The sequence below is a fragment of the Bacillus sp. YBWC18 genome (assembly GCF_002998775.1).
GTDB lineage: Bacteria > Bacillota > Bacilli > Bacillales > Bacillaceae > Bacillus.
Genome location: NZ_PVRI01000004.1, coordinates 304,258 through 321,484, shown reverse-complemented (window position 1 = coordinate 321,484; position 17,227 = coordinate 304,258). Strand labels below are relative to the sequence as shown.

Below are 17,227 nucleotides of genomic sequence, written 5' to 3'. Positions count from 1 at the left end.
CAAGACTAATCATACCATTATTCAATGCACAAGCAAAGCTGTTTTTTCATGATTTCTTATTAGAACATGAAGCGGCTCGCCACCCGTAAATCAAGATGATAATGGAGTTCCTCTTTCCCATTATACGCTTTTTTCCGAAAATCATACGGTATTTCCAAAATCTCTAAAAAAGGGAGAATGTTTACCCTACTTTTGTCGAATAAAAAAGAACGAAGTCAGTTTGACCATCGTTCTTTTGAACACTGTTTATAAAAAGCTTGGCCCGCTTTGAAGCAGCGGATTCCGTACATACACTCTTTTGCCGTCCTCCATATATACTCTTGGGATGCGGTGGCCAATCGAGCAAGTGACTTCATAGTTAATGGTTTCAAGCCTTTTTGCGATTTCATCGACTGATACCATGTCTTCCCCTTGCTTACCAATTAAAACGACCGGCTCCCCTACTGGAAGATTGTCTTTCAGTTCAATCATGAATTGATCCATGCAAACCCTTCCTGCGATCTTCCGGCGCTTTCCGCCAACGAGCACTTCCGTTCCTGCCAGCTTCCTGATCCACCCATCTGCATAGCCGACTGGAACCGTGCCGATCCACGTATCTTGATTGGCTGTATACGTCGCCCCGTAGCTGACACTCTCACCCTTTTGAATGTGCTTCACATGGGCAAGCTTTGTATGAAGAGACATGGCTTCTTCCAGCTTGAAAGGCAATTCATCCTTGATTTCTTCTGACGGTGACAGCCCGTACATACTGATGCCGAAGCGAACCATATTAAACAAAACGTCTTTAAACCTTAGACCTGCTGCACTGTTGGCGCAATGAACGAGCAGCTTGTCCGTATGAAGCGGCTCGAGCAGTGTTTGAAAGGTATCGACCTGCCGATCAAAGTAGGCCTCATCCTTTTCATCTGCTGTCGCAAAGTGAGTAAATACGCCTTCCAGCTGTAAATAAGAGTGTTCACTGACAAGCTTTTTCACTTCGTTCACTTGCTCTATCGTTTTCACACCTAATCGGTTCATTCCGCTGTCTATTTTCAAATGAAAACGTATAGGTTGTCCCATCTGCCCTTTCACCATTGTGGTGACTTCTCTCAGCCAATCGATGGAGTAAGCGGTCATGATGACATTGTATCGAACGGCGGCTTTGACATATTCCGGCGGTACGGCGCCGAGTACAAGAATCGGTGCTTTGATGCCTTTATTTCTTAAAGAAACAGCCTCATCTAAAAAGGCTACGGCTAATAAGTCTGCTCCTGCTTTGAGGGCAGCTCTTGCCACTTCTATATCTCCATGTCCATATGCATTGGCTTTCACCACAGCCATCAGTTGAACACTTTGACCAATATGATCTTTCATATGTGAAACATTATGCTTAATTGCTGTTAAATTAATTTCTGCCCATGTGTCTCTATAAAAGGCATTTGTGTCCATCCGTCACACTTCCCTATTGAATGATTCAATACCTTTATTATGATACTAAAAATCAAGAATAATGTGAAACAAATCAAAGAAAATCAGCCCTTGCATAGGGCTGATTTTTCATTTCCAAGGCTCTCGCCTGAGATATTTATTTAGCTGACTGGCCTTCTACACTCTTTGCAACCATCAAGAGCTCTTCCTTCGATAGATCACTTGAAGAAATCAAGTAGTCCACTCCGTCAGATGTCCATGAAAGGGATTGATCTGTGAGAACCCCAACTGTCATGCCAAGGTCGACTGGCTCGCCGTTCATCGTCACAGGCGTAGATGCTTCAGCTACTCTCGCTTTTTCCTGAATGAGTGTGAAGGATTTCTTACCGCCATACGTCATCACATAACGTTTCCCAGCATCTGTCATCATTTCTTTCTCTTCCATCTTCTTCACGCCCTCTGGCATATCAACTGGCGTTTTTACCGCAAAGCTGTCAGATGAGTCTGCACTTGTGGCTACATCCATTTGAGAGAGTGTCATGTTTTTCTTCTCATCAAATGCATCTTTGTCAAAGGATTTATTGAATTCAAAGTGAGAGAATTCCACTTTCACCATTGGCTTTTTGTCGCTATCCAGTACTTTCACACTGGCAGGCGCCATTGTTTTTTTATGAAAGGTAATCTCTTGGGTAGGCAGCATTTGGTTGTGCTGATAATTGGTTTTGGTTTCGAACACATACTTTGATTCTTTCGCTTTGAACTGAGCTGCACTGTCATTTTTAATGTCCTTCACGAGTGACTCAAATAAGTAGACCTGACTGCTATTATTTGGCCAATCACTGTGGAAACGGAAGCTCTTGTTCAATGAAGGTGTCAGCACAAACACACCATTGCCATTTCTTAAAATGACTTGACTCTGATCCTTTTTCGGATTTTCTAAATAGACACGGTAAAGTTCCGGCTTCTTGTACCAAATTTCTACTCGATACTCCTGCGGGTCATTTCCTGTCTCAATGGTCATTTTTGCTTTGGCTTTGTATGATGTCATTTCCTCTGCCTTTTTGTTTAAATCTCCAACGATATCCTGCTGAGATTTTTGACCGCATGCGGAGAGAATCAGTACAAAAAGGATTCCCGTTACAAGCAAAACAAAGCTTTTTCTCACCCTTTTCAACCCCTTCGTTAATTGTGTTAAAAGGAAGAAACCGCTTGTTTGACTTTAACAGTACGCCTCAAGAGTTAACTGCGTACCGCGAACCATCAAAGCCTGTTAGCAACTCGCCCTTCCTTATCGCACTACCCAATATATGAAGGGGGGACAAACAATATGCAGACTAGCTTGACAACCTTTCAATTAAAACTTGTGCAGCAGCATATTCTTTCGTGTGAGTGATGGACACATGAAGCTGGTCGCCCATCGTTTTCTTGCTTTTGATGAAAGGTTTTCCATGTTCGTCTTTCTGAATTTCCAAGTCATGAAAGCTTAAATGCCGGCCGATTCCCGTTCCGTAAGCTTTAGCGAAAGCTTCCTTTGCTGCAAACCGTCCCGCCAAAAATTCCAGCTGCCTCTTTTCACTGAGTTCGTTAAAGATGTCTTGTTCACTTAACGTTAAAATTCGTTCTGGTAAACGAGGCTGTCTGTTAAGCACTCGCGCGAGCCGGTTGATTTCTACAATATCAATGCCTATTCCTTTGATCATGAGGTACCTCCTATGATACTCGTACTAATTTGGATGTTCTCTTCATAAACGTGTTACTATAAACTTACCATTATCTAGTCAAAAGGGGTTTGTTATGTTTATTCGAACGGAGAGCTTTCAACAATTTATTAGATCGTATCCAATCGTAACAACGATTCTTGCTTTGCAAATTGGTCTGTGGCTTCTATTTGCGATTCCTATCCCTCTTATACAGCTTGGTCACGACCATTTCGTCGGTTTCAATTATGGGGTAGCTGCCGGAGAATGGTGGCGGCTCGTCACACCTATTTTCCTTCACGGAAGTCTGACCCATATTTTGTTCAATTCTATGTCCTTGTTCTTATTCGCTCCAGCGCTTGAGTATTTGCTTGGGAAGGTTCGATTTCTGATCATCTATCTTGGTGCAGGGTTCATTGGCAATCTCGGAACCTATTGGGTAGAGCCTTTAGAGTATGTACATGTCGGCGCTTCTGGTGCCATCTTCGGTTTGTTTGGCGTTTATTTATACCTTGTTCTATTTAAACCGCACATGATGGACCGCGGCAATTCTCAGGTGATCATAACGATTCTTGCAGTCTCTGTCATCATGACTTTCGTTAACTCAAACATCAATATTATGGCTCACTTATTTGGATTGATCGGCGGCATGCTCCTAGCACCTCTTACGCTATTTTTCCATTCAAAAAAAAGACGCTACTAACCTCATAAAAAATGTCGATCACTCCTATGAACGGGAAGCTGATCGACATTTTTTGTTTAAGAAGATTTATTTTTTTCATACGAATACCAATCCATTACACGTGCAGCATCTTCTTCCTCAAGGTGATGCACACCAAAGGAATCAAGCAGTGCAGAGGATTTCACAAAGGTGTGAATACTCGCCAATCGGCCTTTCTTTTGGAAGAAAGATTGCGTCATCGTATAGTTTTGCATTCGTTTTCTCAAGACAATGCCAGTGGTTTTGCCAATGCCTCTTGATGTCAGTTGAATCAATGGATCTTTGATCGTATAGCCTGATTGTTTATAAGCTAAATAGCCAAAAACCAAAGCAATAGGAAGCGGAATGAGTGCCAAATACCCCCATGGCGGAAAACGTACAGATAGGATCACGCCGACAAGTAATGGCACAAAGCCGTAAGAGATCAGGTAGCGTTTGAGTGAACGCTTTGGCACCTTTTTCAGTTCAGCTTCTGGCGCCAAGTGATAATGATCTGTGAATTGAGACAGCAGTTCGTTGATTTTTTTCTTCCGAATCAGCGGAAATAAGACGGAAGAGGTTTCTTTTTCTGTAATAGAACCTCCTGCACTCACAAGCATCACCGTCGCAAAGCCAAAAGGCTCACGGAGAATATTTTCTTTGATTTTCACTGCTTGAATTCTCGCAAGTGGAATGGTCATTTGATGCCTCTCGATGAGCCCTCTTGTGATGATGATGTCTTTCCCTTTTCGTTTTGCGGTAAAATTCGCATATTGGAGGGCTGTTACCCCAACACTAAGAATCCACGCAATCAATACGGCAAGAAATATGAGAATCGCATAAATCTCAACACTCGCATGACTTAAAAAAGAGAACCGCTTGACGAATCCGTCCAAAGGAAGAATTTCATCTATTTGTGTGTAAATGGCGAGACACCCGGAAATAATGACTCCGATTCCGCTTGAAGTGGTCGCAGCCAAAAGCAGCTCTGGTACACCCATCCGATAGGAAACATTCATTTCTTCTACAGGTTGTTGCGCTGTCAGAGGATCATGTAGAACATCCCCATTTTCACCCAACACCTCTTCTTGCTGCAAGCTTTTCTTCCGGTTGAAAATCGATTGCTTTAATTGTTCCGCTTCTGCTTTTGTAATCGCCGTCAGGCTCACTTCCGGACCGTCCGTTCCGCCTGCTGTTTCGATTTGGACCCGCACCAAGCCGAAAATCCGCTGGAAGATACCTTCACTTGTATTCACGGTTTGAATTCGTTCTAACGAAATATATTTTTTCTTTTTTGTGATGACGCCCGATTCCACGCGAAATTCATCATCTTCCATCCGGTAGGTGAATCGCCTCCATGCTAAAACGGTTGAAACAGCTTTCCATAAAAGAAGCACACCGAGAATGATAAATGCATAAAAACGAATGCTCGAATTCGAGTTCACAAAAATAAGCACGAAAAAAGGGATAATGAAGTTTTTGATCATGGATACGGCATCTGATATAAAATCAATGAACATCGAGATTGGATGTACACGTTTTGGTTCAGACATCATCTTCCGTCACCCTTGCTAAACGAGATATGTAATCACGAAGCTCATCTGCTTCTTCTAATTCTAGCGCCGGTATATCATGAACTGTGGCAGCAGTCGATATTTGCACAGATGCCAAACGGTAGCGCCTTAAAAGCGGTCCTTGCGATGTATCGACATGCTGGACTCGCACCATCGGTACAATCACACGTGTGACGCGAATGAGTCCATGCTGAATTTCAATTTCATTTTCGAATACTTCGTAGCGCCAGATGCGATGACGGATTTTCGGTATAAGCCAAATGCCAAAAATGACCTGTAAGACCCATAAACCGACGAGGATGGCCCCAACCCAATATGGCCATTGAAAATAATAACTAGCAATAAATACCCCAATGATGATGAGTAAGAAAATCAATGAGATAATTCCATTTTGAAGACGCCATACCTTTAATCCATTTAAGCTAATTTGACGTTGCGGCTGTTTTCTCACATTCTTCCCCCATTCTCTTACTTTTCTATCAATATATTACGAAACAGAGCCTAAAAAGTTTCAATAAGCCTGTTAAAAAAAGCGAACCCTGCAAAGGATTCGCTCTTGTATGTTAGTTGTTATAAGATTTCTTTTGACGACGATCGTTAGAAGAACGATTGCGGTCATTTGATGAACGCTTTTTATCACCGTACGATGAACGGCTTTTCCCGCGATAGCCGCCTCCTCCGCCGCCGTCTCTACGTTTAGAAGAGCTGCGGTTGTTGCGATTGCGTTTTGAAATCATTGGTGCTTCATCTGTCAAACGAACAGGCGTTGCATCTGGCTCTTTTGTCATCATTTTGATGGCAGCCGCAACCACTGTGACAGAATCATTATCTTCTAGCAATTCAGCAGCAGCTGTCATGTAGAAGTTTAAGTTGTTTTCACTGATGATTGTGCGCAGACGATCAATGGTTACTTGCTGTTGACCTTCAATTGCTTCATCTAGAGTTGGTTCTTTCATACGTTCCATTTTACGTTTAGTCGTTTGCTCAATCGCACGAAGCATATCTTTTTCACGCGGTGTGATAAATGTCACCGCCATACCTGTACGTCCAGCACGTCCTGTACGTCCAATACGGTGTACGTAGCTCTCTGGATCTTGTGGCACGTCAAAGTTATACACGTGTGTTACGCCTGAGATATCAAGTCCACGTGCTGCAACGTCTGTTGCTACAAGCACATCGATTGAACCTTCTTTGAATTTACGAAGCGCAACCATACGTTTCGCTTGTGTCAGGTCACCATGAATTCCTTCAGCTGTATAACCTCTAAGGTTAAGTGCTTCTGTCAATTCGTCAACACGGCGCTTCGTACGGCCGAAGACAATTGAAAGCTCAGGTGATTGAATGTCAAGAAGACGAGTCAATGTATCAAACTTCTTACGCTCGTGGATATCCAAGTAGAACTGTTGGATGTTAGAGACTGTCATTTCTTTCGCTTTTACTTTTACATGTTCTGGGTTGGTCATAAAACGCTCTGCAATGCGCTTAATTGGTGCAGGCATTGTCGCAGAGAATAAAAGTGTTTGGTGTTCACTTGGTACATTTGAAAGGATCGATTCAATGTCTTCGATGAAACCCATGTTTAGCATTTCGTCTGCTTCATCTAGCACAACAGTTTCAACATTTTGAAGACGCATTGTACGACGGTTAATGTGATCGAGTAAACGTCCTGGAGTCCCTACGATGATATGAGGATTTTTCTTGAGCGAACGGATTTGGCGGCCGATATCTTGTCCACCGTAAATCGGAAGTACGCGCGCACGCTTGTCTTGGCCAATTTTGTATAGCTCTTCAGATACTTGAATCGCTAATTCTCTTGTTGGCGCAATGATAATCGCTTGGATATTTGGAGACGCTGGGTCGATTTTTTCTACAAGAGGAATACCAAATGCTGCAGTTTTTCCTGTTCCTGTTTGTGCTTGTCCAATGACATCTTTATTCTGAAGACCGAGAGGAATTGTTTCCGCTTGAATCGGTGTTGCTTCTTCAAATCCCATGCGGTTAATAGCTTTCATGAGACTTTCGCTTAATTGAAAATCTTGAAACGTTATAGTCAAATTATTCAAACTCCTTCTAATTGCTGTTTCAGTAATCTCGTGAATGATCATTAAAAACTGCCCTTTTCCGAAAGGACAGGTCCATTATATACAAAGCCCGAATTACCCTACCTTATATCTTACCATTACACTATTTGTTTTTCAACAAGACAGAAATGGATATATCTACTGTTCCACAATGACAGATTCACCATCACTTTGATCTCCATCCATCCATTTCCACTTTTCGAACAGTTGAATTTTTCCGTTATCCAACTGCTTAGGTGTAGAATTGCAAGACCCGCTTCTCATGCTGCCGTCTTTGCTGACATGGTGGTACCTAAAATGAAGTGTTCCATCCTCATTCACAGTTCCTACAAGTACACCAGATACAATACTGCCGCCTTGATATGTGCCCGTTAATATATTCCCGTCCTGACGATATTGAAATATGGTTCCTGCCGATACTTCTCCGTTACTCGAATTAGACTGCGGGACAAAGGTTTTTCCGTCATAATGAAACAACCGAATCAACCACCTTTTCTTTCCTATTGTACCATAGGCTTGTCACTCATTCGACAAAAATGATGCAATTTTTAACAAGTGGGATTCAATTTATATTAGTTTAGCCACATTTTCGCTTTTCTATAGATTAAATTGTTTTTTTTAGAAATTGCTCTACTTTTTCAAACAATTGCTGTGCACATGGCTCGTGACAAACATGGTGTTTACAATCAGGTAAATAAAACATTTCTTTCTGACGAGACGGGATTTTATGATCAATAAATTCTGCACTTGAAGCGGGCACAATCCCATCACTTTCACCTTGAACAATTAACACAGGGAGGTGAAGCTTCTCAAGGGAGCTCTTCGTTTGCTTCACCAGCTTCATAAATTCTACAGCAGCTGACAGCGGCGTGCTCGTTAGCTTATGGCGGTATCTATCATACAAAGGATTCGTATCAATCAGCCCAGACAATGATTCCTTCAACATCTGCCTTGTGTCTTGAATCATTTGTTTTGGATTCACATATTTAGCCGCAGCACTTAAAAGAACGAGACGAGCAACCGGATACTTCGCTGCTAGATAAGAAGCAATCATTCCCCCCATGGAAAAGCCGATCAAAAAAATGGTGTCGCATGTTCGGTAAAGAGATAGCAGTTCTAATTCAGCTGTTGCAATCCATTCTTGATAGAAAATGCCTTTGAGCTGAAGCTCATCTCCATGCCCCGGAAGCGTGACTGACTGAACGTTCCAATCTGTCTTCTGCTTTAAATATTGCGCCAGCGGTTCCACTTCATAGGGCGCGCCAGTGAATCCATGTATACATAGACAGCCAATCATTCTGTCACCTTCTTTGCCGCTCACTCTTTATAGTGCAGTAATGACTTCTTCTAATCTCATGCCGCGTGAGGCTTTGACTAGAACAACATCGTCAGGACCTGCTACGTCAGCAAGTTTTTTCTTCAGTTCCTCTTTGTCCATAAATGAGGACACGCGCGCGTCACCGAATGATTTCTTTGCTCCTTCACCGATGAATGCACCTAGGCGGCCATATGTCATCACATGATCAATAAATTCAGGCTTGATGTAGCGGCCTAGTTCATAATGATACGTTTCTTCTTCGCTGCCCATCTCGAGCATGTCTCCAAGGACAAGAATGCGATTAGCGAAGCCGTCCATATCTCCTACAAGATCAATTGCAGCTTTCATGGAAGTAGGACTTGCATTATACGCATCATTGATAACAGTGATTCCTTTCTCTGTTTTAAACAGCTCAAGACGCATCCCTGTCAACTTTGTTTGCATGAGTCCTTGGGCGATTTGTCTTTCATTCAGTCCAAAGTGCTGGCCTATGGCAATTGCCGCAAGGGCATTCTTCACATTATGTTTCCCTAATACAGGAATGAGAAACCCCTGATCATACCCTTCGACTTGAAATTCAGTTCCTTCTGCAAGCTGGTTGATATGCGTTACCTTGATATCACAGTCCTCTGCTTCTCCAAAGGTTTTCACACGCTGCGAAAGTGCAGTCACTCTCTCGCGCAGCAAGGGTTCATCTCCTAAGTAATAAAAGATGCCATCCTCTTTTAATCCTTTTGTGATTTCACATTTTGCATCAGCAATGGCTTCTCTTGATCCCAAATCTTGCATATGAGATTCTCCAATATTGGTGATGACTGCTGCATCAGGCTCAGCGAGTTTTGACAAAAACTCGATCTCACCTTTTGCACTCATCCCCATCTCCAACACAGCAATATCTGTTCCTTCCGGCATTGCAAGAATGGTGAGAGGTAGACCGATATGATTATTAAAGTTACCATCTGTTTTATGAACTTGATAAGCCGTTTGTAAGACGGAATGAATCATGTCTTTCGTTGTGGTTTTCCCATTACTTCCTGTAATACCGACAACACGAGGTTTTTCTTCTTTCAAGTATGATTTTGCCAGCTGTTGAAGTGCTGCCAGTGTATCCTCTACAAGAATGACAGGTACACCGAACGGTGGATTGGCTTCTTTTTGATTCCAAAGAACAGCTGCGGCTCCAAGCTCCACTGCTTTAGAAGCAAATGTGTGACCGTTAAAATGTTCTCCAATTAGGGGGATAAACAATGCACCTTTTGATACTTTTCGTGTATCTGTTGTCACTCCGTGAATTTGCTCTTCGCCAAAAGCTTGATTAGATAGTGTCCCACCAGCCATTTGGGCGATTTGTTTCACTGTACGTTTGATCATGATTTTTTCGCCTCTCTTTCTCATTTCACGTTTGAAGGAAAAGAGACACTACCTAAGGATAGTGTCTGCTTGTTGCTCACATTAAAAAGTCGTTTTAATGGTTTGTTTTTCTTGATGGCGTTCAATTGCAAGTGACACTAGCTTTTCAATCAGCTCTGGATACTCTACACCAGTGTGTTTCCAAAGCAGCGGGAACATACTAAATGGTGTGAATCCAGGCATTGTATTCACTTCATTGATCAACACTTCGCCTTTTTCTGTGAGGAAGAAGTCTGCACGTACAAGACCAGATCCATCGAGGGCTTTAAATGCCTTAATCGCCATATCATGAATCGTCTTGTATTCATCCTCTGACACACTTGCAGGAATGATCAAATCTGTATCGCCATCTTCATATTTTGCTTTGTAGTCATAAAAATCTGTTTTAGGTGCAATTTCGCCAACGACAGAGCATTTCGGCTCGTCATTTCCTAATACACCAATTTCGATTTCTCTTCCAACGACGCCTTCTTCGACGACCACACGACGATCATATTGGAAAGCCAAGTCGAATGCGGTTTGCAGCTCTTCTTTGTTGCGGCATTTGCTAATTCCAACACTTGACCCCATGTTGGCAGGTTTCACAAAGCATGGATAGCCAAGTATTTGTTCCACCTGTTCTAAGCTGTCTGGTGTGGCCTTTTCATAGTCTTTTTTATTGAAGGAAAGGTGCTTTGCTTGTGCAAGTCCTGCTTGAGCAAAAACATCTTTCATCATTACTTTATCCATACCCGCGGCAGAAGCAAGAACGCCGTTGCCGACATACGGGATATTTAGCAGTTCAAGTAATCCTTGCATCGTTCCATCTTCACCATTTGGCCCATGCAGCAATGGGAAGACAACATCAATCTTCTCATCAGCAGATGCAGGCTGCGGGAACATGCTTTCATTTAAAGAAGTTGGTAAAAACGTCTTTGCGTTCTGTTCAAATTGAAGCATTTTGACGTTTGAAACTGGTTCAGTGAGTTTTTCTCCCCTTAGCCATTCGCCCTCTTCTGTAATATAAATTGGATGTATATCGAACTTCTCAGTGTTAAGTGCTTTTGTAACTGCAAGGGCTGTTTGCAGTGATACATTATGTTCGGCTGACTTTCCGCCGTAAATCAATCCTAAACTTATTTTCAATGGATACTCCCCCCACTAAAATTCATCTTTACTATCTTATCACTTTCAAGCAAAAATGCTCTAATTAATTTTTGTTGTTACGGAATTGAAATGATTTGTAAAGGTTGTAAGCGCCTCCCGAGCATTTGTATGTCATTCGCCTTTATTTTATATTAAAATGACATGGAAAAGGAGTTGTGACAAATTGAAAAAAATCACAAGTACTGAACAATTCAATGAAATCATTCAATCTGACAAAGAAGTCATCGTTAAATTCTTTGCAACATGGTGTCCTGACTGTACAAGAATGGACATGTTCATTCCAGACATCTTAGAGGCGTATGCTCACCATGAATGGTTTGAAATAAACAAAGATGATTTCCCTGAATTAGCAGAAACGTATCAGGTCATGGGTATTCCAAGCCTGTTGATTTTCAAAAATGGCGAAAAAACAGGTCATTTACACAGCGCAAACGCAAAATCACCTGAAGAAGTGACAGAGTTTCTTCAAGGGCACGTTTCTTAATTGGTTAAACGAAGGACATCAGCAAACGCTTGCTGGTGTCTTTTTTCTTCTCCATCTCTTACATCAAATCTCTCCATAAGACGAGTTGCACATCCAAAACGTTTCAATGAGCGAAAGAATGTTTTATATAGATGTTTCACTTACGACAAGAAATAACAGGAATTATTTCCTGGGAAAGAATGATCGTCGATTCGGCTTGGAATATGTCGGTTACGTGAATTTTCTGAATAGATTCTTTACTTCTGACATTTTGCTTTGTATAATAGAGTTGCTAATTGATAATGATTATCAATTTCATCTATATGAAATCCTATAGACGTCTATACTTATATAAAGGAGCGATGAGTCACATGTCTAAGAAGAAAATCAAAACATATCAGCAATTGATTGAAGAGAACAAGAAGGCCATCATGCGCGACCCTAAAATGATGGAAAGTATATACGAAACAATCGACAAAAAGCATCAGGAGCAGCTTGCAGCTGCTGGACGTGAATCATAAACATAAGACGAGCAGTCACAGCTGGCTGCTCGTCTCTTTTGTCTTTTTCAACAAAAAGAAAAAAGCCGATAAAATCTATGATGTGATTTTATCGGCTTTTGTTTTAATGTGATTTCGCTACACGGTCCTGCTTCATTCCTAAATAAATGAGCATATATGTGAGATAACCCATTGTCATTGTTAAACCACCGAAGAAGAACTGAGAAAAGACAGGCTCCTCAAAGGTTGTGACGGCAGCAAGAATGATCCAGCTCGCATATAAATAAACCATGAACCATTTCATGTTTCTTTTAAGTGTATACAGAAAGAAAAGACCCGCTAACGAAAAGATCCCCAGCGCTAGTCTGAAATAAACAAGATGATCAAACTGGAAGGCAAAAGACACAAACGAAAACGACAGCAGCAACAAAATGGGTAAAGCCGTAATGAAATTTTTCACGATAGTGCCACCTCCAAGACTCCATCTTATTATAAGACAAAATCAGCCGGTTATCGTGAAATACAGACTCGTTTTCACAAATATGTCACGAATTTTTCTTGTTATTTGACACAATTTTTACACATTTACATCACGTTTCCAAAAAAGCACCCAAGCCGTGCCAACAAAGAAAACAAAATGCGCCCCCACCATAAATAGAGAAAACAAAGGGCTCATGCCATGAAAGGGCGGCGGTCCTTGAAAGCTGTACTGAGTAAAGTCCGTATTAGCAAAAAGCAGGATTTTCCCCCACTGATTTTCTAAAAGAGACATAATAGGCACAAGTGATTTCGCCGCATATAAAACAAAAAACGAGGTCACAAGCGCAACGAGGCTGTTCCTAAACAAGCTGGAACACATAAAAGCGAAGCTTGCCATCATCATCACTTCCACCCACTGAGATCCGATAACAGCAAACGTATGCTGAAATAATCCTCCCGTACTTTCATCAAATTCAGTACCAAAGAAAATAAAGCCAAATAAGAAAGCTAATACATAATAAAAAACAAACAAATATATGACCGTCAGCACAAGTGTGATGTATTTTGACAGAAAAATTTGCAGCCTTGTTTTGGGCCGGATCAATAAAAACTTGATCGTCCTTTTTTGAAACTCTGTTGAGATCAAGGTTGCGCCAATGACAACAGCGAGCACCTGTAAAATAAACACGACGTTCGTGGAATAAGCAAAATAGTTGGCGACAGTGTCTTGTCCACCAAAGCTGGAAATGACTCGTTTCAACGCTAGAGCCATCGCCAATTGAAACACAACGATCAATCCAAGAGCAATGAATGTGATCTTTTTCCTCATAATTTTCTTATGCTCATTCTTGATGAGTTGAAGCATCTGCCGTCCCGCCTTCCGTCCATTTCATAAATGCCTCTTCAATTGATGGCTTTTGAGGCGTCATTTCAAGTACATCAAACCCAGCCAGAACAAGCTGTTTGTTCAGCTCAGGCACTTGTTCTTTGTTCAAATGAAGTAATACACGCGCTCCATTTCGTTCATATGTATAGGCCTGCGTGTTGAGCCACGAAACCGCCTTTTCCACTGGCTGAATATTCATGAGTATCTGTTCTTTCCCCTCCATGTCCCGGAGCCTCGCACTGGCTTTGATCTGTCCTTTTTGAATGATGATCATGCGGTCACATAGCTCTTCTACCTCATGCAATAAATGTGTGGCAAATAACACGGACGTTCCTTCTTCTCGTACGAGCATTTGCAAGTGCTCCCTGAATTCCTTCATACCTGCAGGATCAAGTCCATTTGTCGGTTCGTCTAAAATCAGCAGGTTCGGCTGATGTAATATGGCTTGTGCAATCCCAAGCCTTTGTTTCATCCCCAGTGAATACGTCTTCACCTTCTGATGAATGGCGTGCTCCAGACGAACTCTTTTCACCACTTCCTGCATGCGTTCTTCCGTCACTCCATCGTGCATCGCCGCATATAGTTCAAGGTTTTCAAAGCCTGTTAAATAAGAATAAAATTCGGGATTTTCTATGATCGCACCAACAGATGACATCGCGTGTAGAAAATCCTCATCCTGTGAATATCCATTGATCATGATTCGGCCATTGTTTTTTTTCATCAAACCAACGATCAAGCGAATTAAGGTTGTTTTTCCAGACCCATTTGGTCCTAGTAAGCCGACGATTTCTCCTTTCCCTATTTCTATAGATATATCTTGTAAGATCAATTTCCGACCAATTCGTTTATCGACTTTCTCTACTTTTAGAACAGCAGACTGCAACGTGTTTCCTCCTTCTGATGTAAAGCCTATGGCGGCAAATAAGACCGCTCATTCTGTTAAAAGTATATCACGCAAGACAAGAGGCCCATGAAAAAAAGGGCTGATCGAGTCAGCCCTTCTTTTACATTACATGGATAGGTTCGGTGATGCTGCGTCTTTCTCGTGTTTTTTCTCAGTTTCTGTCACAATCACCGCACATGCGGCGTCACCTGTAATATTGACAACGGTTCTTGCCATATCTAATAAGCGGTCTATGCCAAGGATGAGCGCAATACCTTCAACAGGAAGCCCAACCGAGTTCAAGACCATTGCGAGCATGATCAAGCCTACTCCCGGTACGCCGGCTGTCCCGATACTGGCTAATACGGCGGTTAATACAACTGTGAGCATTTGCATCAGCGTTAACTCCACACCAAACACTTGTGCAATAAAGATGGTTGCAACCCCTTGCATAATGGCTGTCCCATCCATATTGATCGTAGCGCCTAACGGCTGCACGAAACTAGAAATCGGCTCAGGTACTTTCAGTTTCTTTTGAGCGGTTTCCATTGATACAGGGAGAACCGCACTACTGCTAGACGTACTAAAGGCTACGACCATCGCAGGCGAAAAGTCTTTAAAGAATGTAAATGGATTTCGTTTTGCAAATAAAGCCAAGGTTGAGCCATATGTGAGAAAGAAATGCACCAATAGTGCTACTAACACCACTGTAAAATACAGTCCCATGGCTTTAATGGCATCAAGACCTTGACTCCCAATAGCCGTCACAATTAAGCCAAATGTCCCGTATGGAGCAAATTTCATGACCACTCCTACAAGGTACATCATGAGTTCATTGCCTTGTTCTAATATTTTGAGTAATCCTTCTGTTTTTTTGCCTAGCACTGCAATTCCTAGTCCTAAGAATACACAGAAAACAATGATTTGCAGCATATTTCCTTCAACTAAAGATTGAACTGGATTTGATGGAATGATGTTTAATAAAGTGTCTGTCGTAGATGGTGCTTCTTGAGGTTCGTATTCTGCCCCTTTTGTATCGAATGAACCAAAGGAACCCGGTTTAATTAATAATGCTAAAGACATCGCAATGATAATAGCGAAGGTTGTGGTCAGTAGAAAATAAAAGATGCTTTTTGCTCCAATACGGCCTAGTTTTTTTGGATCTCCGAGGCCTGCCACACCAAGTGTAATGGAAAAGAAGACGATTGGCACAACCAGCATTTTGATTAGATTTAAGAAGATTTGACCTAGAGGTGTGAATAGATAAGGATCTAACACTTTGAATACATTTGGAGCGAAAATGTTAAGCAAAAGTCCCGTGATTGCACCTACAATAAGGGCAATAATAATTTTTGTAGCCAGCTTCAATAAAATCTCCCCTTCCTCGTCAAAAAGACCCACGAGAGAGTTTTCTCGTGGGTCTGCGTTCCTTACATATACCACCGTTTACTCTCTTCACGCCGATGAGGTTAGCTGCCGGGTTAGGACGAAGAGATGTCCTTTTTTCTCAACAGAGAAAAATTCACCCCAAAATAGTGGGTCCCCCATTCCTTTAGAAGGATTAAGCGTGTGGTTATTATGATATTTTCATACTATTTATACCTTATTTTTAGAAAATTGTAAACAGGTTCAAATGAACTTTTTAACTACTTTCCTCCTTGTTGGTGACCTCCAAAATATCTAGGATAAACACAAAGATTGGTATACCAATAATGAGTCCCCAAATCCCGATGTAGTGTTCAGAGAAGATCAGCACAATAAATGTGAAGAAAATAGGGAGTTCTGTTTTTGCTGACATGAGTTTCGGGTTTAAGAAGTAGGCTTCAATGGCATGGATGATGACGATCACCAGCACAATATAAAGGACATACATGCCGCCTCCAAGGGTATACGCAATGATGCTGAGTGGAATAAGTGAAATGACCACACCCGCTACTGGGATTAAGCCTAGCAAAAAGACCATGACCGCTAATCCAAATAATTGCGGGAATCCCATAATGCCTAGCGCAATGGTTGTTAAGACACAGTTAACGGTTGCAATAATAAACTGTGCTTCGAGTACTTTTCCAAACGTTCTGGAAAATTTACGTCCAAAGAAGGCTATTTCATGATAGAACACAGAGATTTTACTCGTTTTGAACTTGTTCATGAATTGAATGAGGCGTTCCTTTTCGAACAGGAAGAACATGCTTAATATTAAGGACATAATGACCTGGATACTGAACGTGCTGAAATCTGTTAAGTATGTATAGAGGAAATTAAACCCTTTCTCAAAGTAAGCTGATATTTTAAAATCTCCGAATACGTTGGTGATGACATCAAAGAAAGGTAAATCTTGTGGATGATCTGCAATTTTCTTTCCTAAATGAAATAGCTGCTCCACCTGTTTGGCGATAATTGGCACAAACACGAATCCGCCAAACGTCAATCCACCAGCCAAAAGAATATACAAAATGGTGATAACCGATTTCTGTCCTATTTTCAGGAAGTGACTTAAAAAACCTCTAATGACCTCTTCTAACCGATTCATCAAAAAGGTGAATATGAAGGTCAAGAGAATTAAATTCATCATTCCTCTTAATAGATATAAGGCTGTGGCTAATACTACAAATACAGAAAACCGCTTAACACCGGGTTTTTCGAACAATTTAAAAAATGCCGCCATTACGTTACACACCTGCC

At 41.6% G+C, this 17,227-nt stretch carries 18 protein-coding genes and 1 riboswitch; of the genes, 3 read left to right on the top strand and 15 right to left on the bottom strand.

Annotated features, from left to right (window positions below):
* Window positions 1-246 precede the first annotated feature (246 nt).
* The 3 genes from alr to acpS form a co-directional block, all read right to left on the bottom strand.
* Complete coding sequence (gene alr / locus C6348_RS13350; protein ID WP_106043497.1) at window positions 247-1,428, bottom strand: alanine racemase; 1,182 nt, start codon at window positions 1,426-1,428, stop codon at window positions 247-249.
* A 136-nt stretch (window positions 1,429-1,564) separates the two neighbouring features.
* Window positions 1,565-2,581: a LolA family protein gene (locus C6348_RS13345; protein WP_095286222.1), complete on the bottom strand. Its 1,017-nt coding sequence runs from the start codon at window positions 2,579-2,581 to the stop codon at window positions 1,565-1,567.
* 160 nt (window positions 2,582-2,741) lie between these two features.
* A complete protein-coding gene (acpS, locus tag C6348_RS13340) occupies window positions 2,742-3,107 on the bottom strand; it encodes a holo-ACP synthase (RefSeq protein WP_106043496.1) in 366 nt (121 codons plus the stop codon).
* Between the two features lie 94 nt (window positions 3,108-3,201).
* Between acpS and C6348_RS13335 the strand changes: the two genes are divergently transcribed.
* Complete coding sequence (locus tag C6348_RS13335; protein ID WP_106043495.1) at window positions 3,202-3,807, top strand: rhomboid family intramembrane serine protease; 606 nt, start codon at window positions 3,202-3,204, stop codon at window positions 3,805-3,807.
* A 56-nt stretch (window positions 3,808-3,863) separates the two neighbouring features.
* Here C6348_RS13335 and C6348_RS13330 read toward each other — a convergent pair whose 3' ends face one another.
* From C6348_RS13330 to C6348_RS13300, 7 genes are all read right to left on the bottom strand, one after another.
* A complete protein-coding gene (locus C6348_RS13330; protein ID WP_106043494.1) occupies window positions 3,864-5,360 on the bottom strand; it encodes a PH domain-containing protein in 1,497 nt (498 codons plus the stop codon).
* On the bottom strand, window positions 5,350-5,829 hold the full coding sequence (locus C6348_RS13325; protein ID WP_106043493.1) for a PH domain-containing protein: 480 nt from the start codon (window positions 5,827-5,829) through the stop codon (window positions 5,350-5,352). Before C6348_RS13325 ends, C6348_RS13330 begins: the two co-directional genes overlap by 11 nt.
* A gap of 112 nt (window positions 5,830-5,941) precedes the next feature.
* Complete coding sequence (gene cshA, locus C6348_RS13320; RefSeq protein WP_060595587.1) at window positions 5,942-7,432, bottom strand: degradosome RNA helicase CshA; 1,491 nt, start codon at window positions 7,430-7,432, stop codon at window positions 5,942-5,944.
* Window positions 7,433-7,597: 165 nt separating this feature from the next.
* Window positions 7,598-7,936 (bottom strand): avidin-fold protein, encoded by a 339-nt coding sequence (locus tag C6348_RS13315; RefSeq protein ID WP_034663966.1) that lies wholly within the window; start codon window positions 7,934-7,936, stop codon window positions 7,598-7,600.
* A gap of 127 nt (window positions 7,937-8,063) precedes the next feature.
* Entirely contained in the window at window positions 8,064-8,756 is a 693-nt protein-coding gene (locus C6348_RS13310; protein WP_034663968.1) for an alpha/beta hydrolase, read from the bottom strand.
* A gap of 27 nt (window positions 8,757-8,783) precedes the next feature.
* On the bottom strand, window positions 8,784-10,148 hold the full coding sequence (locus C6348_RS13305) for a UDP-N-acetylmuramoyl-tripeptide--D-alanyl-D-alanine ligase (protein WP_106043492.1): 1,365 nt from the start codon (window positions 10,146-10,148) through the stop codon (window positions 8,784-8,786).
* Between the two features lie 81 nt (window positions 10,149-10,229).
* The gene (locus C6348_RS13300) at window positions 10,230-11,312 is read right to left on the bottom strand and encodes a D-alanine--D-alanine ligase (RefSeq protein ID WP_106043491.1); all 1,083 of its coding nucleotides are present in this window, start codon (window positions 11,310-11,312) and stop codon (window positions 10,230-10,232) included.
* Between the two features lie 184 nt (window positions 11,313-11,496).
* On the opposite strand from C6348_RS13300, the gene C6348_RS13295 reads away from it, so the two are divergent.
* Window positions 11,497-11,817 (top strand): thioredoxin family protein, encoded by a 321-nt coding sequence (locus C6348_RS13295; RefSeq protein WP_034663973.1) that lies wholly within the window; start codon window positions 11,497-11,499, stop codon window positions 11,815-11,817.
* A 350-nt stretch (window positions 11,818-12,167) separates the two neighbouring features.
* Window positions 12,168-12,317: a Fur-regulated basic protein FbpB gene (gene fbpB, locus C6348_RS13290; RefSeq protein ID WP_106037120.1), complete on the top strand. Its 150-nt coding sequence runs from the start codon at window positions 12,168-12,170 to the stop codon at window positions 12,315-12,317.
* Window positions 12,318-12,420: 103 nt separating this feature from the next.
* Here fbpB and C6348_RS13285 read toward each other — a convergent pair whose 3' ends face one another.
* The 5 genes from C6348_RS13285 to C6348_RS13265 form a co-directional block, all read right to left on the bottom strand.
* On the bottom strand, window positions 12,421-12,756 hold the full coding sequence (locus C6348_RS13285; RefSeq protein WP_008359528.1) for a hypothetical protein: 336 nt from the start codon (window positions 12,754-12,756) through the stop codon (window positions 12,421-12,423).
* Between the two features lie 117 nt (window positions 12,757-12,873).
* Entirely contained in the window at window positions 12,874-13,641 is a 768-nt protein-coding gene (locus tag C6348_RS13280) for an ABC transporter permease (RefSeq protein ID WP_106043490.1), read from the bottom strand.
* Complete coding sequence (locus C6348_RS13275; protein ID WP_106043489.1) at window positions 13,619-14,545, bottom strand: ABC transporter ATP-binding protein; 927 nt, start codon at window positions 14,543-14,545, stop codon at window positions 13,619-13,621. Before C6348_RS13275 ends, C6348_RS13280 begins: the two co-directional genes overlap by 23 nt.
* Before the next feature lie 126 nt (window positions 14,546-14,671).
* Window positions 14,672-15,913: a dicarboxylate/amino acid:cation symporter gene (locus C6348_RS13270; RefSeq protein WP_189293942.1), complete on the bottom strand. Its 1,242-nt coding sequence runs from the start codon at window positions 15,911-15,913 to the stop codon at window positions 14,672-14,674.
* 76 nt (window positions 15,914-15,989) lie between these two features.
* Window positions 15,990-16,123: riboswitch (cyclic di-AMP (ydaO/yuaA leader) on the bottom strand.
* Window positions 16,124-16,187: 64 nt separating this feature from the next.
* Entirely contained in the window at window positions 16,188-17,210 is a 1,023-nt protein-coding gene (locus C6348_RS13265; protein WP_034663979.1) for an AI-2E family transporter, read from the bottom strand.
* Window positions 17,211-17,227: the final 17 nt, after the last annotated feature.